Annotated in this window: 22 protein-coding genes and 1 tRNA gene; 9 read left to right on the top strand and 14 right to left on the bottom strand. The window is 42.5% G+C overall.

Annotated features, from left to right (window positions below):
* The first annotated feature begins 11 nt into the window (after positions 1-11).
* The 3 genes from GKO22_RS03480 (at position 12) to GKO22_RS03470 (ending at position 4,802) form a co-directional block, all read left to right on the top strand.
* On the top strand, positions 12-1,655 hold the full coding sequence (locus GKO22_RS03480) for a PspC domain-containing protein (RefSeq protein WP_166332685.1): 1,644 nt from the start codon (positions 12-14) through the stop codon (positions 1,653-1,655).
* Between the two features lie 47 nt (positions 1,656-1,702).
* Positions 1,703-4,120, top strand: coding sequence for an outer membrane beta-barrel protein (locus tag GKO22_RS03475; RefSeq protein ID WP_166332684.1), 2,418 nt, complete (start codon positions 1,703-1,705; stop codon positions 4,118-4,120).
* Positions 4,121-4,214: 94 nt separating this feature from the next.
* The gene (locus GKO22_RS03470) at positions 4,215-4,802 is read left to right on the top strand and encodes an LOG family protein (RefSeq protein ID WP_206367792.1); all 588 of its coding nucleotides are present in this window, start codon (positions 4,215-4,217) and stop codon (positions 4,800-4,802) included.
* A 17-nt stretch (positions 4,803-4,819) separates the two neighbouring features.
* Here GKO22_RS03470 and GKO22_RS03465 read toward each other — a convergent pair whose 3' ends face one another.
* The 6 genes from GKO22_RS03465 to GKO22_RS03440 all read right to left on the bottom strand — a co-directional run bounded on the left by GKO22_RS03465 (position 4,820) and on the right by GKO22_RS03440 (position 10,832).
* Entirely contained in the window at positions 4,820-6,520 is a 1,701-nt protein-coding gene (locus tag GKO22_RS03465) for a sodium:solute symporter (RefSeq protein WP_166332683.1), read from the bottom strand.
* A 105-nt stretch (positions 6,521-6,625) separates the two neighbouring features.
* The gene (locus GKO22_RS03460; RefSeq protein ID WP_166332682.1) at positions 6,626-6,817 is read right to left on the bottom strand and encodes a hypothetical protein; all 192 of its coding nucleotides are present in this window, start codon (positions 6,815-6,817) and stop codon (positions 6,626-6,628) included.
* A gap of 20 nt (positions 6,818-6,837) precedes the next feature.
* On the bottom strand, positions 6,838-9,288 hold the full coding sequence (locus tag GKO22_RS03455) for a PIG-L family deacetylase (RefSeq protein ID WP_166332681.1): 2,451 nt from the start codon (positions 9,286-9,288) through the stop codon (positions 6,838-6,840).
* A 246-nt stretch (positions 9,289-9,534) separates the two neighbouring features.
* Complete coding sequence (locus GKO22_RS03450; RefSeq protein ID WP_166332680.1) at positions 9,535-9,792, bottom strand: DUF6952 family protein; 258 nt, start codon at positions 9,790-9,792, stop codon at positions 9,535-9,537.
* Positions 9,773-10,087: a thioredoxin family protein gene (locus GKO22_RS03445; protein WP_116775315.1), complete on the bottom strand. Its 315-nt coding sequence runs from the start codon at positions 10,085-10,087 to the stop codon at positions 9,773-9,775. Before GKO22_RS03445 ends, GKO22_RS03450 begins: the two co-directional genes overlap by 20 nt.
* A 112-nt stretch (positions 10,088-10,199) precedes the next feature.
* On the bottom strand, positions 10,200-10,832 hold the full coding sequence (locus GKO22_RS03440; protein WP_166332679.1) for a peroxiredoxin: 633 nt from the start codon (positions 10,830-10,832) through the stop codon (positions 10,200-10,202).
* 212 nt (positions 10,833-11,044) lie between these two features.
* Here GKO22_RS03440 and GKO22_RS03435 point away from each other — a divergent pair.
* The 3 genes from GKO22_RS03435 to GKO22_RS03425 all read left to right on the top strand — a co-directional run bounded on the left by GKO22_RS03435 (position 11,045) and on the right by GKO22_RS03425 (position 12,732).
* Positions 11,045-11,116: transfer RNA gene (locus GKO22_RS03435), tRNA-Arg, on the top strand.
* 273 nt (positions 11,117-11,389) lie between these two features.
* On the top strand, positions 11,390-12,091 hold the full coding sequence (locus tag GKO22_RS03430) for a porin family protein (RefSeq protein ID WP_166332678.1): 702 nt from the start codon (positions 11,390-11,392) through the stop codon (positions 12,089-12,091).
* 104 nt (positions 12,092-12,195) lie between these two features.
* The gene (locus tag GKO22_RS03425) at positions 12,196-12,732 is read left to right on the top strand and encodes a hypothetical protein (RefSeq protein ID WP_166332677.1); all 537 of its coding nucleotides are present in this window, start codon (positions 12,196-12,198) and stop codon (positions 12,730-12,732) included.
* A gap of 135 nt (positions 12,733-12,867) precedes the next feature.
* Here the strand turns inward: GKO22_RS03425 and GKO22_RS03420 are convergent, their stop codons facing one another.
* The 7 genes from GKO22_RS03420 to GKO22_RS03395 all read right to left on the bottom strand — a co-directional run bounded on the left by GKO22_RS03420 (position 12,868) and on the right by GKO22_RS03395 (position 19,302).
* Positions 12,868-13,971 carry an ABC transporter substrate-binding protein gene (locus GKO22_RS03420; RefSeq protein ID WP_166332676.1) on the bottom strand — a complete coding sequence of 368 codons (1,104 nt, stop codon included), beginning with the start codon at positions 13,969-13,971 and terminating at the stop codon, positions 12,868-12,870.
* Positions 13,972-14,423: 452 nt separating this feature from the next.
* Positions 14,424-14,882, bottom strand: a complete 459-nt coding sequence (locus GKO22_RS16550) for an amidohydrolase family protein (protein ID WP_206367791.1) — start codon at positions 14,880-14,882, stop codon at positions 14,424-14,426.
* A 20-nt stretch (positions 14,883-14,902) separates the two neighbouring features.
* The gene (locus GKO22_RS16545; protein WP_206367790.1) at positions 14,903-15,169 is read right to left on the bottom strand and encodes an amidohydrolase family protein; all 267 of its coding nucleotides are present in this window, start codon (positions 15,167-15,169) and stop codon (positions 14,903-14,905) included.
* Positions 15,170-15,396: 227 nt separating this feature from the next.
* A complete protein-coding gene (locus GKO22_RS03410; RefSeq protein ID WP_166332675.1) occupies positions 15,397-16,503 on the bottom strand; it encodes an ABC transporter substrate-binding protein in 1,107 nt (368 codons plus the stop codon).
* 388 nt (positions 16,504-16,891) lie between these two features.
* On the bottom strand, positions 16,892-17,098 hold the full coding sequence (locus GKO22_RS03405; RefSeq protein ID WP_166332674.1) for an amidohydrolase family protein: 207 nt from the start codon (positions 17,096-17,098) through the stop codon (positions 16,892-16,894).
* Positions 17,099-17,340: 242 nt separating this feature from the next.
* Complete coding sequence (gene groL, locus GKO22_RS03400) at positions 17,341-18,984, bottom strand: chaperonin GroEL (RefSeq protein ID WP_166332673.1); 1,644 nt, start codon at positions 18,982-18,984, stop codon at positions 17,341-17,343.
* 42 nt (positions 18,985-19,026) lie between these two features.
* Positions 19,027-19,302, bottom strand: a complete 276-nt coding sequence (locus GKO22_RS03395) for a co-chaperone GroES (protein ID WP_066756485.1) — start codon at positions 19,300-19,302, stop codon at positions 19,027-19,029.
* A 199-nt stretch (positions 19,303-19,501) separates the two neighbouring features.
* Between GKO22_RS03395 and dtd the strand changes: the two genes are divergently transcribed.
* From dtd to ggt, 3 genes are read left to right on the top strand one after another with little or no spacing between them, the layout of a single operon-like run.
* Positions 19,502-19,960: a D-aminoacyl-tRNA deacylase gene (gene dtd / locus GKO22_RS03390; RefSeq protein ID WP_166332672.1), complete on the top strand. Its 459-nt coding sequence runs from the start codon at positions 19,502-19,504 to the stop codon at positions 19,958-19,960.
* Between the two features lie 28 nt (positions 19,961-19,988).
* Positions 19,989-20,315, top strand: coding sequence for a nucleotide pyrophosphohydrolase (locus tag GKO22_RS03385; protein WP_166332671.1), 327 nt, complete (start codon positions 19,989-19,991; stop codon positions 20,313-20,315).
* 28 nt (positions 20,316-20,343) lie between these two features.
* On the top strand, positions 20,344-22,038 hold the full coding sequence (gene ggt, locus GKO22_RS03380) for a gamma-glutamyltransferase (protein WP_166332670.1): 1,695 nt from the start codon (positions 20,344-20,346) through the stop codon (positions 22,036-22,038).
* 368 nt (positions 22,039-22,406) lie between these two features.
* Here the strand turns inward: ggt and GKO22_RS03375 are convergent, their stop codons facing one another.
* A complete protein-coding gene (locus GKO22_RS03375; RefSeq protein WP_166332669.1) occupies positions 22,407-23,594 on the bottom strand; it encodes a formimidoylglutamase in 1,188 nt (395 codons plus the stop codon).
* Between the last annotated feature and the right edge of the window lie 34 nt (positions 23,595-23,628).

Genomic DNA, 23,628 nt, shown 5'->3' with positions numbered 1-23,628 from the left:
ACCCTAAAACCATGAATAAGACTATAATCATCAACATAAACAGCATCGTCTTCCACATTGAGGAAGATGCATACGAGATACTACGATCGTACATGATCGACATTAAGCGGCATTTTGGCCGCTCGGAAGATAGCAAAGAAATATTGGAAGATATTGAGAACCGCATTGCGGAGATGTTTTCCGAACGCATTCATTCTGGCAAGAAAGAGGTGATTGGTATTGACGATGTCAATCAAGTCATTGCCCAAATGGGTCGAGTAAGTGATTTTGAAGCAGGTATAATCAGCGACGAGGAAGAATTTTCGGCAACAACTGATGCTGTTGCGGATCCGGGTGCGCCATCTATAGACGCAGAAGAGTCTGCGCCGAAAGTGGAACCGTCCTACTTTGCCAAAAAACTGATGAAAGATCCTGATGACAAGATCTTAGGTGGTGTATGTAGCGGTTTGGGACATTATTTCGGCATTGAGCCGAAGTGGGTTCGCATCATGTTTTTGACTTTCTTCCTCTTTGCGGGATCTGGCGCTATGCTATATGTGGTCTTATGGATTTTTATGCCCAAAGCAGTAAGTCGCGCGGATAAGATGGCTATGCGTGGCGAGGCACCTAACTTGCAAAATTTCAAGAAATCCTACGAAATGGATGAACAGTCAGGCCAGTTGTCGGGCGCTCGTGAATACTTCGGTCGTGGTGCTCGTTCTGTAGAGTCATTTATCGGTTCGTTTTTCCGCATTATTGGCCGTTTTTTCGGAATAATCCTCCTTATTTCTGTTGGTCTAACCTTGTTAGGATTATTTATTTTCTTCATATTCTGTGGATTATATCTCATCGGTTTCAAGACTGATATGCACTTCCCTCCGCTAGAATTGCTGGATGCTTCGGATGCCTATGTAGCATTGCTAGCCGGGTTTCTAGCCAACTTTATTCCGTTTATGGCATTGTTTTACCTTTTGCTACGGATATTGTTTAAAGCGCCAAAGATGAACAACTATGCATCGCTTACCTTGCTAACTGTCTGGGGATTGTCGATCATTGCGATCATCTATTTCTGTGTGGCTACTGCTCAAAACTTCCGAGAAACAAGTACTATCAAAGTGGAGAAACCTTTGCGATCGGCTTCGAACTATATATTCTCCGAAAAGGATGTGCGTGTGATCGATGCTTCAAGTGAGGATTTTGACAACGGTCGACTAAAAGCGATTGAAGATGGATTTAGCCTTCGCGATGATTTAAGCATTCGTATAGAATCGTTGGATTCATTAGAAAAACCATTTGTACAATACAACTATACGGCAAAAGGTCGCACTTTCAAACAAGCTTCGGATAATGCGTCTGACATCGCTTATCAAATGAAACAGGATGGTTCTAACTTGGTGTTTGACAGTCACTTCTTGTTTAGCTCAAAAAAGAAATTGTACCGCGATCAGCGTATCGACGTGAGCGTGTTCTTACCCGTTGGCACAAAAGTCACCATTATGAATAATATGGATCATCGCGTAAGAAATAGCGTATGGATACACGATTGCTATCCAGGTATCAACCATAAATCGACCGAATGGATTATGACAAAAAATGGGTTGAAATGTGCTACCGCCGATCCAGATAAGGACGAAGATGAAAAAAATGTGGAAGAAGATGTAACATCGGAGTCTTAGTTGGCGTCTAACCTATAGAATAAATACTTATTACATACTACCTACCAATGATTAGAATACTATTTATAGTTGCCTGGACGACTATTGCCCTAACGAATCTAGCATTTGCCCAGCAAGCAACTGTCCATATACAAGGTCTAGTACACAATGAACAGCAAGAGCCACTAGAAGGAGCCACGGTTTATTTAATGACCAGCAGCTCGAAGGTTTTGTTGAAATCGGCACTGACCGATGCAAAAGGACATTATACCATAAGCTACGTGCCCAATGGAAATTATTACCTAGAAGTTGGCTCTATTGGCTATGCTTCTTCACAATCTGCGCCTTTTGAATTTACCGGAAAAGCCTTAGAAATGCCTGCTTTTATACTAACGACGCAAAGTCAAACGATCGAAGCTGTAGCAGTAACCGGACAGCAACCTTTGATTAGAAGTAGCAACGGCAAATTGGTGATGGATGTTGAAAATTCTACCTTGGCGGCGGGTAATAATGCGTTGGAAGTGTTGCAACGCGCACCAGGAGTGACCATTGATAAAGATGAAAACATTCTGTTAATGGGGCGAGAAGGCATTAATGTGACGATCGACGGCCGCCAAACGTTTATGACGGGCGAACAATTGGCTTCCTTTCTGAAATCGATGGATGGCGGACAGATCAAGAATATTGAAGTAGCTACTACGCGTAGTGCTAAAGATGATGCGGAAGGCTCATCCGGCAGTATCAACATAGTGTTGAAAAAGAATAAAATCGAAGGTTTTAACGGGACATTGATCGGAAGTTTGGCGCAAGGAAACTATGCACGCGGTAATACCTCAGCAAGTTTGAATTATAAGAAAAACAATACGACACTGTTCGGTACGTATTCTTACATGCAGAATAAACGAAAGTTTGATTTGGATATTTATCGCGTTGTAGGCGAGGAAGAACCGACGGCTTTCGATCAGACTTCAGATTTGTTTCAGACAAACAAAACGCATACCTACCGATTCGGAATAGAGCAAAAAACCTCAGAAAGAAATACGTTGGTAGCACAATTTTCTGCTAATAATTCTTTCGAGACAGAAGACAATGTCAGTGTCACCGAGATGAGTCGCCCAAGTGGACCAATCGATTCTATGCTAAATTCCAATACCTTTGGGCGCGCTGGTTTCAATCGCTATTCCTTGAACTTAAACAATACCTTTTTGACAGATACTTCCGGCGGGAAACTTGTGGTGGATGCGGATTTGACTCGTTTTAGAAATACCAATACCATCAACTACGAGTACCTGATGCGTGACGCACAGGGATCGTTATTATATGATCCAGAGTTTGAGCGCAGTGCGATGCCGGTCGATATCGATATCTATGTGGGGCGAATGGATTATAGCAAGCCATTTAAGAATAAAGATAAGTTCGAAACGGGATTGAAGTACAGTAATGTGCGTTCGGACAATAATATGCAATTTGATCACATTGTCGATGGCGTATGGCAAGAGTTTGCGGGTCGTCCGAATCACTTTATTTATACCGAGCAAGTAGCTGCTGCCTATGCAGATTATAGCAGAGAGATCAACAAATGGTCGATCAAAGCAGGTTTGAGAGGGGAATTGACGATGTCGAATGGAGAATCGCGCACGATGGAAAGCAATGTGAAACGTCGTTATTTCGACTTGTTCCCCTCGGCCAGCATCACGCGCACTTTGAATGAAAACAACATTATTTCCTTGAGCTATGCCAAGAAGATTTCACGACCAAATTATCGATACCTCAATCCATTCGAGTATTTCATCGATCGATTCACCTTTATGCGCGGTAATCCTTATTTGCAACCTCAATATACGCATGGATTCTCTTTGAATTATACATGGAAGCAGATGTTCAACTTCACGTTGGGTAGCGATATCACCAACGATGCGATTACCGAAAGTATGGGACAAGATGAAGAAACAAAAAGATCTTGGGTAATTCGGGAGAATCTCGGCCGTCAGGTAAATAGTTATTTGAATATCAATACACCGTATAAGGTGGGCAATTTCTGGAGCATCAACAACAATATGACTTTGGTGCATATGTACTTCAAAGGTCCGATTGCCGGCTCGTTCGTAGATCAAGGTGGCTTTATGTTTCAGTTAAACAACATGAACAACTTCAAGATTAATAAGTCATTCTCGGCAGAAACATCATTGGCCTACACGTCGCCATTTGTGTACAACATCTACAAAATCCACAGTCGCTGGAACTTGGATGTGGGGGTGAATTATACCTTTAAAGATCCGCGCAGCACCTTGAAATTGGCAGCGACAGATATCTTTCGCACCAGCAGAAATAACGTCAGTACCAACTTTGGTGCATTCTTGGCCGATATCCGCCAGTACAATGACAATCAAACCGTACGGTTGACGTATACTTTCCGCTTTGGTAATTTGAAACAGAATTTCCGCAAATCAGATAGCGGTAACGATGAAAGAGATCGTGCACAATAGGCACACATAAATCATCGGTAAAACAAGAAATCCTCCCTTAATAAAGGAAGGATTTCCTGTTTTTAGGCTTTCGAAAAAGACCTATCTTTGAGTTATGAATATAAAAAGTGTCGTAATTTTTTGTGCTTCCAGTCCCGGTTTTGATGGGGTGTGGATGGAGAGCGCGCGCCGAGTTGGTGCACATTTGGCGCAAGCCGAAATCACTTTGGTATATGGTGGTGGCAAAGTTGGATTGATGGGCGCTGTCGCGGATGCAGCATTGGATTCCGATGGAAAAGTGATCGGCGTGATTCCCGAATTTCTAGACGCTAAAGAAGTAGGTCATCATGGCTTGACAGAATTGATCGTAGTCGAAACGATGCACGAGCGCAAAATGAAAATGAGCACGCTCTGCGAAGGCGTCATCGCTCTGCCGGGTGGATTTGGCACATTAGAAGAACTTTTTGAGATGATCACTTGGGCGCAGCTAGGTTTGCACAACAAGCCAGTCGGCATCTTGAATGTCAATGGGTTTTATGATTACCTGATCACATTTATCGACAAAATGGTAGAAGCAGGATTGCTCAAGCCAGAGAATAGAGATATGTTGCTCGTATCGGATAATATCGTGGATCTGCTAGAGAAAATGAATAACTACGAAGCGCCTAATGTGCCGAAATGGTTAGACAAAGGTGATGTGTAAAGAAAGTACTATGCTGCCTATTGCGTGATGCTTTTATGTGCTGGTAAGAAGAGTTGTATGATATAACCGATCAAAATCACGCCGATACAACCAATCAAATTGAGCCACAAGAAAGCAATCATATCTTGTTGCCAGATGTAGATGATCAATGCTTCGGTGAGCAGAGCGGCAATAAATACGGCTCTTCCACCTATTTTTTTGAGGTAAAATGCAACTAGAAAAATACCGAGTATGGTTCCATAAAATAGGGAACCAAGAATATTCACCGCCTCCAATAAGTTGCCAACACGGTTGGCATACAAAGCAATAATCATGGTGAAAATTCCCCAAAATAGCGTCGTAAATCTAGATATACGCAAATAGGTTTTATCATCACCTGTTTTTCGTACAAATCGCTTAATGATATCGATTACCGTGGTAGACGAGAGGGAGTTGATAGCACTTGCTGTAGCTCCCATAGAAGCAAGGAAGATAATCGCAATCAGCAATCCAACAAGTCCTTTGGGAAATACATCGCTAACGAAAGATAAGAATACGTAGTTATTGTCATTGGTATCTGCTGCAGCATCATTTTGCTGTAGCAGATCGATCATTTGGGCACGAAGCGAATCGGTCGATTGATTGTGCACAGCTAAGGCGGTAGTAAAGTCTTCTTCCGCCCGCTTATCGTTGGCTTTCATCGCTTTTATTAGTCCTTCTACATCAGCAGCTTTGGCCGCTTTTGTTTGCTCGTGTTTTGTGATCAAGGATTTGTATTCGGCAGAATAGCTACTATTTTCCAATTTCTTGGCTTCCGCTTGATTGAAGAATAGTGGCGGTGTGTTGTATTGATAATAGGCAAATACCAACACGCCAATTAAAAGAATACAGAACTGCATGGGTATTTTCAAAACGCCATTCATCAGCAATCCCATGCGGCTTTCGCGCACGGAAGATCCGGTGAGATAGCGGCCGACTTGACTTTGATCTGTGCCGAAATAAGATAGTTGCAAAAAGAATCCACCGATCAATCCGGTCCATACCGTGTATTGATTGTTCAAATCAAAGCTGAAATCAATCGCGTTCGTTTTGCCGGATTTACCGGCAATGTGTAGTGCTTCTGAAAAGCCAATTTCTTCGGGCAAGAAATGCACCACTAAAATGCCCGCCAATAGCAAGCCACCAAAGATAATAGACATTTGTAGCAACTGCGTGTAAGAAACCGCTTTGGTACCACCATACACCGTATAGGAGATTACCATAATACCGATCCCTAAAGTGGTTAAAGTAAGGTCAATCTCGAAAATGGTCGATAAAATAACGGCAGGAGCAAAGATCGTGATACCAGTAGAGATGCCGCGCTGAATGAGGAACAGTATCGCGGTAAGTACACGCGTATTCACGTCAAAACGCTTTTCTAAGAATTCGTAAGCCGTATATACTTTTAGTCGGTGAAAGATCGGCACAAAGGTGATGCACAATACAATCATGGCTAAAGGAAGCCCAAAATAAAATTGCACGAAGCTCATGCCCGAGCTGTAGGCTAAGCCTGGAGCCGAAAGAAAAGTGATGGCGCTGGCTTGTGTGGCCATCACTGAGAAACCGACATTGTACCAAGGCAACTCGCGATCGCCCAGCATGTAGCCATCAATGTTTTGAACATTGCGGCTTTTGTAGATCCCATACGTTACAATACCCAGCAACGTGAGAATGAGCACTATCCAATCGAGAGTGCTCATTCAAAATATTTTGTAAACCAGTACATCAATGCAATATTGACCACGAGCCACAGCGCAACTAGCCAATAAAATCGTTGCCAGCTACCGATAAAGGAAGGTAGTCCCTTATCTATCACTAGGCTTGTGCGGGATAACAAATTTCACAAAGATGCTTGCAAAAATTAATCCGCCGATTGCTCCTGTCACTAAGCTCAAAGGTGCTCCTGACGATGCGAATGCAATGATGGCACCCATGACAGCACCGATTAGATAAAGAGAATTGTGCAAAGTTGCTTTTTCGTTTTTAGTATTTTCCATATCAATGTTATGCGTTGTATTTATTCTTCTTTTGCCAGTAAATTTACAAATAATCTGTAAGCTCCCGGAACTCCAGCAGGCAATTGCCTAAAAAAGGCCAGGGATGTGTATACAAATTTGCCTTTTCCGTACCGGGCGATAATTAAGGAGCCATCGTGAGCAGTTTCGTTTTTATCGTGCATGGATAGCGGTTTGCGGTACGTGGCATCCGTATTTTCCACAAAATACAAGCCGCGTTCTTGTATCCAATCCGCAAAATCTGCCTCAGTAATTTTATTCGGTTTTTGCAAAGAAGGGTCATTTGGTAAAAGAAATTTTACGTCCGCATCTTCCTCCGTTACGCGTGCGCGCGTTACTTGGAAAGGATAAGGCCCAATATCTTTTCCAGCTACGCCGGAATTCACTTGATATTGCGCCAATACCGTTCCGCCCGCTTCCGCATAGCGCAATAATGCCGGCGTATATTCAGTAAGATAAGCATGTACATTATAAGCACGGATGCCTACGATCAACGCGTCATATTGCGCCGCGCTTACGGTCGAGATTTCTTGCGGACGAATCACATCGACCACCATACCGACAGCACGCAAAGATTCAGGTACGCGATCGCCTGCTCCAGTTACATACGCGACGCGTTTCACCGGGACATTCAAATCTATTTTTTCCGCTTTGATGGCCAACTTAGGAAACCAAGCCTGCGATGGAATGTGATTGTATTCGATCAACCGATACTGACGAATCGTATCCTTTCCTATGCTAAAGCTAATGTCTTCAGCCGATCCTTCGGATGCTTTAGCAGGTCCGCCTGCGGCAGCTTTTACTTCAAAGGACTGCGTGATGGATTTGGATTTACCAAAACTCAAAACGGCTGTAGAAGGAGCTATAGCCACGCCTGTTGGTACATTGACTGAAACCTCCACTTGATCGCTATCATCATGCCGTGTAAAGGTGACTTCTAATTTGTGCGGCTGCCCCTTATCAGCTAATAGGATCGCACTTTGAGCTGCCGAAGCAGTAATTTGTGGCAATATATGCAGCGGATTGTGAATTTCGCCACGAACTGGATCTACATAACGATGTGTGATCGGCTGATGGATCACGATCGGTAGACCGTCAATCGTAATCACGATCTCCGTCTGTGGGCGATCGCTACTTTCGGCTGCGCCGAAATCCGCCTCTTCCACATCAAATTTACCCAACGTATACGGTTTACGTAACCAAAATGGTTGCGTAATCGCTGGCGATGTGATTTGATATTGATGACGGAAAGTCTTGTTATTTTCGAGCGTTTGGCGAATCGATTGCGTGCCAATGCGCTCAACGCTGGCGTCGATATTTGGATTGCGAACAATAATTTCTTGAAACACCTCTACAGACTCGCCCAGGATGCCGACTGGTTTTAAGGTATAGTTGTCGATATAAAAGCCAGCACAGGCCAAGATCAGTTCCTCGATCTCTTGCGTTTTTATGGCGCGCCAATGCTTGTCTGCTATATTTTGTACGCTTTTGTGCAGTGCAAGTAATGCTGGTATGGATTTTTGTGGAGCGCTCATGTCGAAGGTTTTGTTCAAATCGGCAATTTGCTGCGCGACTAAGCCAGCGTTCGCTATGCGAGACCAATCTGTCGTGACACCATCCAATAAGGTTTGCTTTGCTGGCTCACCAGCCACATGTTCAAAGTACTCGATGCTTTGGCCGCGAGAAGACGCCGAGCCAAAGCCTTGGCTTTTGTGTTGCGAACGGCTGATCGCCGATACTTCGCCGTAAGAAGCACCTAGTAACGTATTGAAGTCACCCGTTTCAATCTTTAATTGATCGTCCGACGTATTATTCTGTCCGCCAAAGTTTGCCGTATTCCACAGCAAGCGTTTGGCTTGCCACACGTCGAGTTCGTCCAGTTGTTCTGGAAAGCGTTTTGGATCTGCTGCCGCAATAAACGCTTCATGCGCTAGAATGGCAGATGCTTGATGATGGCCGTGGCCACCGCGTGGATCTGGTGGAAATCGGGTGATGATCACATCTGGACGCAGCTTGCGGATCAGCCAAACGCTTTCGCGCAGTGTCTCTTCTTTATTCCAAAAAGCAAACGTTTCTTCAAAGGTTTTGGAAAATCCAAAGTCATACGCAGAGCTGAAATACTGATTGCCACCATCAATGCGTCGAGCGGCTAATAATTCCTGCGTGCGGATCAGACCAAGTTCGATGCCCATCTCCGTGCCAATAAGATTTTGGCCACCATCACCTCTGGTTAAGGATAGATAAGCGGTTTCATATTTCTTTTCATTGGCCAACCAAGCAATCAATTTGGTATTTTCATCATCTGGATGAGCGGCAAAGTAGAGTACAGAACCTAGCACATTTAGCTTCTCTAGTCCAGCTTTGATTTCGGAAGAATTTTTTGGGATAATGGTTTGACCAAAAGAAAAACTATGCGTTATTAACAGTATTAGGAAAGTAAGTGTGCGCAGCATGTATGAATGTACATTAACAATAAAAGGAATCAAATAGTTATTTGATTCCTTTTACCAACAATTAAAAATCCTTTTAAAACCCTTGATACTAAACCTGATACTTCTTTCATCCTGAAATGAAATGGGAGTCAGGCATTAATTTCATTTCTATAAAAGTAGGACATTATATGTTATTAAAACGCAAAAGGTCTTAAAAAACTTTTCCACAAAAATGCAGTTATGCACAGTTTTTTGTGGAAAACCGTGTTATCGGTCTATCGAGCCCATTACGCGTTGCATAAACGCATTGATAGCATCTTTTGGAGCTTGCCCTTCTTTGATTAATTTGTTGACTTCCACGGCGGCATACATATTAGAGATCAATTCGCCGATTACGTCGAGCTCTTCATCTTTTAGCGTTGAAACCTCTGTTAAGGATTCTAAGGTTTCGATGGTTTCTAAAACAAAATCAACATCGTTCTCCGCGATGAAATTGGTCAGGTGCTTAATTACTGGTAACTTCATTTAATAAATCTACTAGACCATCAATCTTGTTTGTTTGCACTTGGTTGACCAACTTACCATTGCTAAAGGCTGCAAAAGTCGGTAAATTATCTACGTTCGCTAGTTTTCTAGACTCTGGAAACTTTTCCGCGTCGACGATGACAAAAGCTACGTTTTCATTTTCACCAGATAGTTTTTTGAACTTCGGTTTCATAATGCGGCAATTGCCACACCAAGAGGCCGAGAACTGTACTAATACGGTGTCATTGCTATTTACAATCTCCTGAAGATTGTCATTATCTAATTCTTGTAACATGCTATTTGCGCTTAATGGTGTACAAAAAAGCTGACTAAAAATGTCACTGTAGCAGAAACGCTTTCTAGTCAGCCCGAAAATTTACTCAAAGACCGAATTGACGGCTTTGTTATTAGTTGCTCGCTAAGTAAGAAGCTACGCCATCACGTGTTGCGCTCATGGCTTCTTTTCCTTCTTCCCAGTTCGCTGGACATACTTCACCGTGTTTCTGTACGTGTGTGTATGCGTCGATGAGGCGGATGTATTCTTTTACGTTACGACCCAATGGCATATCGTTTACCGACTCGTGGAATACTTTTCCAGTTTCGTCGATCAAGTAAGTAGCGCGGTAAGTTACAGCCGAACCTTCTACTAAAGTGCCGTATTCTGGGTGCTCTACTTCGTTCATTTCCAAGATGCCTAATACGCTAGATAAATTGCGGTTAGTATCTGCAATGATTGGGTATTCCACACCTTCGATACCGCCGTTGTCTTTTGCAGTATTCAACCAAGCAAAGTGTACTTCATTAGAGTCGCAAGATGCACCAATCACAATGGTATTGCGTTTTTCTAATTCAGCAACTTCCGCTTGAAAAGCGTGCAATTCAGTAGGACACACAAAAGTGAAATCTTTCGGATACCAGAATAAAAGGATCTTTTTATTCTCTTGTTGTGCTTTTTCAAAAATATTTAGTGAGATATAATCTCCCATGTAATCGATTGCGTCTACGGTAATGTTAGGGAAGTTTTTGCCTGTAAAGCTCATAGTTAAGATATTTTGTTTTTCGTATTAATTTCGATGCACAAAAGTACATATAATACAAACTATTGTCACATCGAAATTATCAATAACTTATAAACTTAATCTATATTATAAGCTTGGTTATATTGATCAATCCTATGTTTGTGGTAGGGGGAACTAAATACTCGTTTGACTTGATAGTGGACTTATTTTTTTAAATCTTTGTATATACTATTGGCCCTGTAGTTCAACGGATAGAATAGGTGTTTCCTAAACATTAGATAGCAGTTCGATTCTGCTCGGGGCTACTATACGGCTTATTCCTCACAGAGGTTTAATTAGGGTATCTTTTCTTTATTATATGCGTTTAATCACACTGATGCATGCATTTTTATTTAACCATATCTATTATATATAGCTTTTTTATCTCTTTATATCTTATTTTAAAAGTGATTTTATTGCGTATCTTCAATAGTTTTCCCGCATTAAGAGCTGTCTGTAATTAGAAATAGTATATACCTGTAGCACTTCCAGTCCCAAAAACGTATTGTTCAGTAATCTAAAAGTCCTAAATTCTGAATATGCGTCCAAAGATAATTTGTGTTGCTCTGCTATTGGCCTTCTTACTGACTGGTGTAGAAAACGCGAGTAGTCAAGTACAGATTGGTGTAAGAGCTGGGATGAACTTTGCTGGCCTTCGTTTAGTCAATGAAGTTGGGGAAAGGCAGGAAACTGGAATGATACCGCGATTTCAAGTCGGGATGACAGTAGAGATTCCTATTGCGGCAGATATTTCGATCCAACCGGCAGCACTTTACTCTGGCAAGGGTTTTAAGCAGAATGGAGGATGGTTGGCCGAATCGGATCTAGAATTCCGAGCTACAGCTTCCTATATCGAGATTCCGGTAAATCTGCTTTACTCGCCTCCATTGGGGTCTGGTAATTTGATCTTCGGGGCTGGACCTTACGTTGGATATGCAACCGGGGGTAAATGGAAAGCGGATCAAGCTCACGTGCTGATCGGTGATATTATGATCGAGCCCCGTGGTGATGTCATTTTCAGAAGCGATGTCGCCGATGGAGAATTTGGCAATTACCTTTATGGAAAGCCTTGGGATTATGGTATAAATCTCATCTTGGGTTATGAGCTCATGCGTGGGATTACTATGCAGCTTCATGGTCAATTTGGAGCGGCCAACCTCGCGCCTAGAATTGGAGGCAACAGTCCCACAGGGAGTGTCAGAAATAAAGTTTATGGTATTTCCATCGGATATAAGCTGTGACTTCACGGCTGTACGGAGGAGATTCGATTCTTATCATATTGTTTTTAACTAATTTAAAACCGTAAATATTAGAGGCGATCTTTCAATTCTAACAATAGATAAATATGAAATACAATCCATTGTCTTTAAAACAAATCCTCGTTACGTATAGCTTGTGCCTCTTTTTGATTGCGTCCTGTAATAAAAGTAATCCTGTGTACATCGCCGAACCACCCGTGATAGAACCTACCTTCTACCATCCATGTGCAAATGATGGCGACATATATAAATTACTTTTCGACACGTTGGTGATCAATCGCAAGCGCGAGATGTATACCGCAGACGCCCATGAAATTAAATATAAGCTGGATAATGCAATGCCACTTGGCGTGTGCGAAAAAACGGCAAGGTTGTACGGTAGAGCACAGTATAGCCCGCTTTCGGCTATCGTGAAAACGGATGAGGACGTTTCCAGGCCTACCAAGTGGGATATAAGGGGTTATTTTCGAGACATTATTCTGGAAGCAGATATTGATCGGATGATGAGTTTTCCGGAAGGGGAAAAAGTGACATTTCAGCTTACGTTGTTGAATCACAGCAAGGAAGTGATCCAAACGTCACCGATTGTACTAATCTATAGAGCAGATTATCCTGATAAATAAAATAAGATGACATCTTGAGATAATCTAGTATGACAAATTCAGTAGGCAGATAAACGCTTATTATACCGCTGTGCACTGGCGATACAAAAAAGGGAAGCAATGACGCTTCCCTTTCTCTTTTTAATAGCACGGCTTTTAGTTATCGGTCAATAAATCAAGATATTGTGGGTCAGTAAGTGGAGATCCTCCTTGAACAGGTCCTATTCTTTCTTCCATCTGTCTGTACATCTCATCGTAAGCCTCTGTGTCCGATAAAAACTGAATGTATTCTATTGGGGATGTATTTTGGTAAGTTCTGAAATCATAGCCCGCTTTGATGGGAAGATCTGTTCTTACAGACCACTGAAACCAAACATCCCTTTGTATTCTTTGAGAAAGCATCCAAGTCAGATAGAGCTTAGCAGCATTTTTGTTTTTTGTCTGCTTGAATATTGCTGCCGTTTGCCCCCACGTTACAAAAGGGTCTCTCCGTGGCAATACAAATTGAACGCCAGCATCTATATTGGTGTCAAATAAACCTGTTGTGCCGAATGATGCTAAGTAATTTCCAAATCTCACTTGCGCTTGAGGAGCAGGTCCTCTTACCCATTGTGGATTTTGTTCTAAAATACGATCGACGAACTCCCATCCATACTGATCGATAATTTTTTTCCACAAAAATATGATCGCATCATCGTCGTGAGGATACGTGAGCATCATGTTATCTCTATATTCCGGTGCTAATAAGTCGGCATACGTTTCAGGAAGAGCCGAAACGTTAGCCCGATTGGCTATTATGGCAAAAGAAGTATAATAAACTGGTGTGAAAGCGCCATCCGTATCTTTGATGTCTGACGGTATTAAATCCCATGCCCACGGTTTATAATTTTCTAGATGACCTTCTGCTTTCCATCGAGGAAAGTTAGTGATCGTTTGAATTTGAACTACATCGGGCGTCAAACTGTTATTGGCCAGCTCTTGATTAACCTCTTGGTCTAGGAATTTTGAAAAGTCCACTCTAATATTTATTTTAATTTCTGGAAACGCTTCTTCCCATGCATCTCTAATCCAATCTAGCTGCATGGGAGCGCTACCTCCGCCCCATAGTGTAACTTCAGTTTCTCCAGCATCAATAGCTGCGCGGTACAACCGTTGGATTTCTGCTTCTTCATTCGCAGCTGTCTGCTCGTGGTCATCATCCCTATTACAGGCCAGTGCGATCAAAGACATCGCTATGATCAATAAATGCTTCGTTTTCATAATGTTCATTTTACGTTTAACCTTCTGTTAATTAATGAAATGTCTTGTTGTAGAATCTATCATAACGAATTGCGCGGTTGCTATTTTTTAAATAGCACTAATCTGGTCGTAGCGGCTGTTATGCCTTCTTATAGGGTTTTCCCAAGAGAGCTATGATTCCAACCTGCTAATAGTATTACCGTGTGTATTCGGGAATGTATTTTTTACGCATAAATAAGCCTTAGGAGGGTTTATTTGTTTTTTTGGTTAATAAATATTTTTTTAAAGCAACTTCACTGGCTTTGGGTATTTTTGCAATTCAAATAATTGGATCTGTAGTAACCAATCTACAAATAGCAGCCATATTTTCATATTGAAATGACTTTATAAGTAATAGGTAGATTTGCTGTTTTCCTTTCTCGCTTTGAGTCAGTTTGTTAGTGCGAGATTTGGGATGCGCGTGGGGCTATTTATTATCTTCGAAGGTACCAAGCCTGCGCATTTTTGAACATGATAAGCTCAAGATCATCGGCCGAAAAGTTTTCAGCGACCAATTGTGCGTCTTTTTCAGAGAATGGTACAGAAGCACGCGTGGAAGGCAGGTCTGTGCCAAATAGCAGGGCGTGTGGATTGATTTGGTGTATCTTCTTCATTGTCGGTATCGGATCGAAATTAATTCGTCCGAAGCCCGTCGCTTTTATCTTTGCACCTTTATCTACCCAATAATATAGATCGTCCAATCCCTCTTTGGAAAGTCCGAGGTGGTCAATGGAGAATTTTGGAATACTTTGCAGTACCGGCTTTAGCTCTTTCAAATCCTTGCTGTCAATATACAGCTCCGTGTGCCAGCCGTATTCCTCATACAGCTTATTAGAAAGCTGCTCAATATGCTCTATTTTTTCTGAGCCACCTCGTTTTACATTGAAACGCACGGCTACAACATTTGCTTTATTTAATAAAGCCAGTTCTTGTCAGATATAGTATGTGGGATATTAGCCACGCCTACAAAACCATCTCCTAAGATTTTCAATGCATCAATGAGATAATCCTGATCGAAAGCTTGAAATGAACCAGATACCACTGCTCCGCCGGCTAGTAGATAAGCCTTTGTCGCCTCGAGATAATCTGTAGTGACAAATTCAGGTGGAAGATAACCATTGTTTTCTACCAGTGGAAATTGCGGATTAATAATGTGAAAATGGGCATCAAATAATTTCATGATCATACATCGTATACGTGATTCTGCATCGAATTATGGTATAACACGTAAAACTACTTCTTGTGATATCAGATGGATGAAATGATTTTTGAAAAATTGAAATTCGAAACCTATAGTTGTTGAATGTCCTGTAAATTACAGATATGTTTTTTTACACCGTAAAATTGTAAGACGTACTAAAAAGGGAAGCAATTAGGCTTCCCTTTTTCTTCTTTGTAACCACACTTTTAGTTGTTAGTCAATAAATCGAGATACTGCGGATCAGTAAGTGGAGAGCCACCTTGGACAGGTCCTATTCTTTCCTCCATCTGTCTATAAATCTCATTATAGGCTTCCGTATCCAAGAGAAATTGAACGTATTCAATTGGAGATGTATTTTGGAAAGTTCTAAAATCATATCCTCCTTTGATTGGCAAATCTGTCCTTATGGACCACTCGATCCATACATCTCTTTGGATTCTTGGCGAAAGTAACCAGTTTAAATAGAGCTTTGCTGCATTTTTATTTTTTGTCAGCTTGAATATTCCTGCTGTTTGACCCCAAGTAACGAAAGGGTCTACTCGTGGCAATATCACTTGGGCACCATTATCTCTTGTGGTGTCAAAGACACCTGCCGTTCCGAATGATGCCAGTTCGTTTCCAAATCTCACTTGATTATGTGGGCCAGCAGTTCCTCTCACCCAGCGGGGATTTTGTTCTAAAATACGGTCAACATACTCCCAACCATACTGATCGATAATCTTTTTCCATAAGAAAATCACTGCATCATCGTCATGAGGATAAGTGAGTATGAGGTTGTTTCTATATTCTGGTGTCAATAAGTCGGCGTATGTTTCTGGGAGAGCCGAGACGTTATTTCTATTAGCCAGCATAGCAAAGGTGATGTAATAAACTGGCGTGAATGCACCATCTGGATCTTTGAGTGCTGATGGGATCAAATCCCAAGCCCATGGTTTGTAGTTTTCGAGATGCCCCTCCGCTTTCCACCGGTGGAAGTTCTGAACCGTCTGAATGTGGACAATATCCGGAGTAAGGGTATTATTGGCTAACTCTTGATCAATCTCTACGTCCAAAAATTTAGAAAGATCAACTCGAATATTGATCTTAATTTCTGGAAAGGTTGCTTCCCACTCGTTAATAATCCAATTTAATTGAGTCGGAGTATCTCCGCCCCCCCAGATGGTAATTTCTGTCTCTCCGGCATCAACAGCGGCTCGGTAAAGCCGTTGGATTTCTGCTTCTTCATTTGAGATGGTCTGCTCGTGGTCATTATCCCTACTACAAGCTACTGTGATCAAAGACATGGCGATGATCAATAAATACTTCGTTTTCATAATGTGCATTTTAAGTTTAACTTTCTGTTAATTATTGAAATGTCTTATTGTGGAATCTATCGTTACTAATTGTGTAAATGCTGTTCTCCAAAAGAGCAGTATCTGTCTGTGGCAGCTCTTATATTTTGTCATCGCTTTTTGCCAAGAGAGCTATGATCTACCTCGATAAGAGTATTAATGGATGTATTTAGAAATTTACTTTTTACGTGCAAATAATGTTTAGGAACAGCAAGTAATGTGTGGGTTAATTAATGTTGTTTTTAAAGCAATTTTAATGCCTTTAAGTATTTTTAAAATGAAAAAATAGGGATCTGTAGTACCGAATCTACAAATAGTGGTCTTATTTTCTTGTTGAAATGATTTTATAAGCAATACGTAGATTTGCTTTTTATTTATCGCTCTGAGTCAGTTCTCGCGCTGACATCGTGTTCGGAATATTCGCGACGCCAACAAAAACATCTCCAAGCATGCTCAAGGCGTCGATAAGATAATCCTGATCGAAAGCCTGAAATGATCCAAAGACAACCGCTCCACCCACAAGCTCATAGGTGCTGATTTCCTGAATGTAATCTGTTGCAACAAATTCGGGAGGCAAATAACCATGGTTTTCTATTAATGGAAATTGGTGGTTGATGACATGGAAATGCGCGTCAAATTACTTTATGCTCATTTAATTGTACAGCGTTTTATTCGGATAACATCATAACGTTTAAATGGCTTATTGTGATAAAAGATATCCATGTTTTCGATTGGATGCATTCTATAAAAGCCAAAAAAGCCGGACATCCCTCAGGATATCCGGCTTTTGCACTATATATAATTAAACTAATTGTTGGCTTACATCATGCCGCCCATGCCGCCTGGCATACCAGCAGGAGCACCGCCGCCAGCTGCACCAGCTTCTTCTGGCTCATCTGCCAACACACACTCGGTAGTCAACAACATTGAAGCTACAGAAGCAGCATTTTCTAAGGCTACGCGAGATACTTTAGTTGGGTCGATAACACCAGCTGCGATTAAGTTTTCGAATACATCTGTGCGTGCATTGTAACCGAAGTCACCAGAACCTTCTTTCACTTTTTGTACGATTACCGCACCTTCGATACCTGCGTTGAAACAGATCTGACGAAGAGGCTCCTCGATTGCACGACGGATGATGTCGATACCGATGTTCTCATCTTCGTTATCACCTTTCAAGTCTTTCAAGGCTTCTGTTGCACGAATAAAAGCAACACCACCACCAGCAACGATACCTTCTTCCACAGCTGCACGAGTAGCGTGCAATGCATCGTCTACGCGATCTTTCTTCTCTTTCATCTCTACTTCGGTAGTAGCACCTACGTAAAGAACAGCTACACCACCAGAAAGCTTCGCTAAACGCTCTTGCAATTTCTCACGATCGTAGTCAGAAGTAGTCGTTTCGATTTGTGAGCGAATTTGTCCAACGCGTGCTTTGATCTCTTCCCCGTTTCCAGATCCGTTGATTACCGTCGTGTTATCTTTGTCGATGACCACTTTCTCTGCTTGACCTAGCATATCTAGTTCAGCATTTTCCAATTTGTAACCTCTTTCTTCAGAAATAACGGTACCGCCAGTCAAGATCGCAATATCTTCCAACATCGCTTTACGACGATCACCGAATCCTGGTGCTTTTACAGCAGCCACTTTCAGTGAACCACGGATTTTATTTACCACTAGTGTCGCTAATGCTTCACCATCTAAATCTTCTGCGATGATCAATAATGGTTTGCCTGTTTGTACTTGTTTCTCCAAGATTGGCAACAATTCTTTCATGTTGCTGATTTTCTTGTCGTAGATCAAGATGTATGGGTTCTCAAGATCTGCTTCCATTTTTTCGGAGTTGGTCACGAAATATGGAGACAAATAACCACGGTCAAACTGCATACCTTCTACTGTTTTTACTTCAGTTTCCGTACCTTTTGCTTCTTCTACCGTGATTACGCCATCGTTACCTACTTTTTCCATCGCTTGTGCGATCAAAGAACCGATCACTTCATCGTTGTTAGCAGAGATAGACGCTACTTGTTTGATTTTGTTATTGTCTTGGCCAACAACCTGAGATTGCGATTGCAAGTTAGTCACTACCGCAGATACCGCTTTGTCGATACCACGTTTCAAGTCCATTGGATTTGCACCAGCCGCTACCGACTTGATACCTGGCGCTACGATTGCTTGAGCCAATACGGTAGCCGTAGTCGTTCCGTCACCTGCTTGATCAGCAGTTTTAGAAGCAACTTCTTTCACCATTTGTGCGCCCATGTTTTCCACGGCGTCTTTCAATTCGATTTCTTTTGCTACCGTTACACCATCTTTAGTGATCGCTGGAGAACCGAATTTTTTCTCGATAATGACGTTACGACCTTTTGGTCCCAACGTTACTTTTACTGCATTTGCTAACGTATCTACCCCTTTTTTAAGAGCTTCACGCGCTTCTACATTATATTTTACCTGTTTTGCCATTTCTTGCTATTACTTAAATCTAATAATCGAATATAACTTAACTTACAGTACCGCGTAAATGTCTGATTCACGCATGATCAAATACTCCTTACCTTCGTACGTGATCTCTGTACCTGCATATTTACCATACAACACTTTATCGCCTACTTGTACAGTCAATGGTTCATCTGGTTTACCAGTTCCTACTGCTACCACTGTTCCTTGAGAAGGTTTTTCTTTCGCTGTATCTGGAATATAGATTCCTGATGCTGTTTTCTCTTCTGCTGGAGCCGCCTCAACTACGACTCTGTCGCCGATAGGTTTGATACTTAATGCCATAATTATTCTATTTATTTTATGTTTTATTTACGTTTATACATTCTTCGCATCACCAATTATGCCAAAGCAGGATTTACATATTTAGGAGACATTTTTGCATAAGTCTGCTTCATGGTTGTCAGATTTCTGCAAAAGTTGCGTGTCAAGCTGTCAGGATATCAGCATCTCGCATTTCGGCAAATTTGCCTAATTTTAGACCATGAGAGCAGTCATTCAGCGTGTCAGCTTCGCCGCATGCCATGTTGATGGTGTCGAAACAGGAGCCATTAAACAGGGATTGTTAGTTTTGCTAGGAGTGGAAGAAGCAGATGGAGAAGAAGATGCCGTCTGGCTTGCCGCCAAAATTTGCAGTATGCGCATATTTTCCGATGATCAAGGGTTGATGAATCGCTCCCTGCAAGATGTAGGCGGCGGCTTATTGCTCATTTCGCAGTTCACCTTGTACGCGCAAACCAAGAAAGGCAATCGGCCATCCTTTATTCGTGCGGCGAAGCCGGATAAGGCAAAACCCATGTACGAAGATATGATTGCGCGGTGTAGCGAACTGTTGGGTCAACCGGTGCAAACCGGAATTTTTGGAGCAGATATGAAGATCAGTCTGGAGAACGATGGACCGGTGACCATCATGATGAATACCAAAGACAAAGAGAATTTTTAAGAATAGGAAACACACAACAAAAGAAAATATGACGATCGAGCAAGCACAGATAAAGGTAGACGAATGGATCAATACGACAGGCATACGGTATTTCAATGAATTAACAAATACGGCTATGTTGATGGAAGAGGTCGGCGAAGTGGCGCGTATTATGGCGCGTCAATATGGAGAGCAATCATTTAAAGCTTCCGATAAAGAAGTGAATCTAGCCGATGAGATGGCTGATGTACTTTTTGTATTAATCTGTTTGGCTAATCAAACCGGCGTTAATCTCACCGAAGCATTGCAAAAGAACTTGGAAAAGAAAACCATACGCGATGCCGATCGGCATGCCAATAACGAGAAGCTCAAATAATAAAAATACCAACAAGCAAACAACACACATGAAAATACTATCTCATTTTTTAATCGCGTTCTTGCTGTTCAGCTCCTGCCAAAACAAGAGCAATACACCCGATGGCGCGCAAACAAACGAATTCGAACACGGCGCTGTAGTCGCAGCTCATCCATTGGCCTCTGATGTGGGCGTGCAAATCTTAAAAGATGGCGGTAATGCCATCGATGCGGCTATCGCGGTACAGTTTGCTTTGGCCGTCGTATATCCAAATGCAGGAAATATCGGCGGAGGCGGTTTTATGCTGTACAGAAGTCCCGATGGTAGCGTAGATGCCTTGGATTTTCGAGAGAAAGCACCCGAGAAATCTGATAAAGACATGTACTTGGATGCCGATGGCAATGCAATTACAGACTTAAGTCTTCATGGACAGCTGGCAGCAGGCGTGCCGGGCACCGTGGCCGGAATGGTTGCCGCGCATGAGAAATATGGCTCTATGGATTGGAAAGCCCTCGTTGCACCAGCAATCAAGCTAGCCAAAGAAGGTTTCCAAATTACCGGCATGCAAGCCGAAGAATTCAATAAGCATCAGGAGCTTTTTTCCAAACTCAATGTCGGTGGCGCAGCGATTATCCGTAGCGAAGCATGGAAAGAGGGCGATATATTTCAGCAGCCTGAGTTAGCGAGCACTTTAGAGCGCGTAGCGAATGATGGTCGTGATGGTTTTTACAAAGGCGAGACAGCCGATCATATTGTAAAAGAAATGCAGCGTGGCAATGGTATCATGAGCAAAGCGGATCTGGAAAATTATCAAGCGGTATGGCGCAAACCGGTAGAAGGAATGTATCGCGGTTACCGCGTGATATCCATGCCGCCGCCATCAAGCGGCGGTGCTGCGCTAATCGCTTTATTGCAATCGGTGGAATTGTATCCATTGACAGATTGGGGATTTCAAAGTGATTCTGCCGTGCGTGTCATTGTAGAAGCCGAACGGCGCATCTATGCCGATCGCGCGACGCACATGGGCGATCCGGATTTTCACCGCGTGCCTTTGAAGGAATTGATGGACAACGACCGCAATAAATCGCGCATGAAAGCAATCAATTTCGCCAAAGCGACACCAAGCAGTGACGTATTAGCTTCTAAATTCGCAGGCTATGAGTCGGAGGAAACAACACATTATTGTATCGTCGATAAAGATGGTAATGCGGTTTCGTTGACCACGACGTTGAATGGCGCTTACGGTGCGGGCGTGTGGGTGAAAGGTGCCGGTTTCTTATTAAATAATGAGATGGACGATTTTTCGGTGAAGCCAGGCGTGCCTAATTTATACGGTTTGGTCGGCGGCAAAGCCAATGCTATTGCGCCAAACAAACGTATGCTGAGTTCGATGACGCCAACGATCGTGGAGAAAGAAGGTAAGTTATTTATGGTTGTCGGCACACCGGGAGGTTCTACGATCATTACGTCAGTATTTCAAACGATTACCAACGTGATTGATTACGGCATGGATGCGCAAGAATCGGTTTCCGCTTCGCGGTTTCACCATCAGTGGTTGCCCGATCAGATTGATGTGGAAGATGCCGCTATCAAACCTGATACGCGCAAAAGCTTAGAGCAAGCAGGTTACAAATTCTACGAACGTGGCAATATCGGTCGTGTAGAGAATATTATTGTGTTGCCGAACGGCAAATTGCAAACTGGCGCAGATCCGCGTGGGGATGATGTCGCGAGGGGGTATTGATTTTTAGATTAGTATTGCCATCAAACCGGGCAGGCGCATACTTTTTCCCCGTAAAAAAGTATGCAAAACCACGAAGTGCTCAGCGAAGCTAAACTCGCCGCTGACCGTATTGGCAGAACGTCCGTGCATCCTACTACAATTGCCAATCCGCTAAGGCGGCATTTTATGAGTTGGAAAATTCCTGCTTCAACCGACCTAGCGTTCCGACTGCGTGAAGCTGTCCGAAAGTAAATCCGTGAAGAACAAAAATCTGTTTGAGCGCAGCGAGTTTATTTTTTGTTCAGGATTTCTGAGGATGGATCGCAGTAAGGGACGCAGTCTTGATTTTTGCCAAACTTTTTATCAAGAAAAAGTTTGAATAAAAACACCTACTGCAACTTCTGATGCGTACGCCACCACAAATCCGGCATTTCGCCATCTACGGCCAATTGATAATCCTCATAACGGCATGGCACCAAGAAAAATCGTTCGTTCACCGATTTGGTGCCGAAATAGGGCACTTGCATCCACCAACGATCAGATTTTTTGCTTTTCACAAATACCAATTCGTAATCGTCGCTCTCTAAAGAAGTGCGATAGATGATGTAATTGGATTTTGGATACATCGGAGCATCGCCCTTACGAGAATAAAAACCATCTACAAAACACCAGATCATCTGAGCGACCAACATGGCGCTGTGTCCCATCGGATCGAAGGTTGGGTTAAATTCATAGAATCCTACCGACGAACATTTGTCGGACATGCCCGCATAGCGCGCTAGCTGACAAGCTTCATCACCATATAATCCATTAGGAGTCGCATTCGCATTGCCGCCAGCTTCCGAAGCGCGGATCGCACCCATATCAAAACTCACCATATCCGCTGCGCGGATCAATGGTTCAGACTGATCTAGTTTTCCGGTAATCGCGCCAAGGCGCATGGTATTGAAAAACAACTTATTGTACATGTTGATCGACTCCTTGCTTACCAAATACGTTTGATAGGCAATGTTGCTCAGGCTAAACAGATAATCTGGTTGGTGTAAGATGATGTGATTGAGATACGTTGTCGAGTTCAGTTTAGTATTCTCGTCGCTTTCCTGATCCAAGTCAAACCGAGAATCAATAACCGCGACCTCCACTTTTTGCTCCAGATTTTCATAACCTTGGTACTGCGCATAAGTCAGATCCTGTCCGCCGCCAATAATCACGGGTACAATCTGCATTTTCACCAATTCTTCTACCACATTGCGTAGTGCTGCATACGTATCTTCGATGCGAGCACCGGCTTTGATATTTCCTAAATCAGCAATTCTCAGCGTATAATCGCCTTCGTAGAGTTCATATAAATGCTTACGCACTTCATTCGGCGCTTTCGCAGTTCCACGGTTATTCACCGCGGCACGATCTTCTTCCACACCCACAATAGCCAGATGCGGTCTAGTATCGGCATCCTCCAAATCAGGGAAACTATCTTCGTAACGTGTGATGGTTTTGCCGAGTTGTGAATTAAGAAAATCCGTGGTAGACGTAATTTCAGAAAGGATTATCGGTTGAAAAAAATCTGCTAAAGTCATGAATATGGTGATGCTAAAAGTACTTTACGTAAAT

The sequence above is a fragment of the Sphingobacterium chungjuense genome, assembly GCF_011316935.1.
GTDB lineage: Bacteria > Bacteroidota > Bacteroidia > Sphingobacteriales > Sphingobacteriaceae > Sphingobacterium > Sphingobacterium chungjuense.
This window is presented reverse-complemented; position numbering and strand designations above follow the sequence as displayed.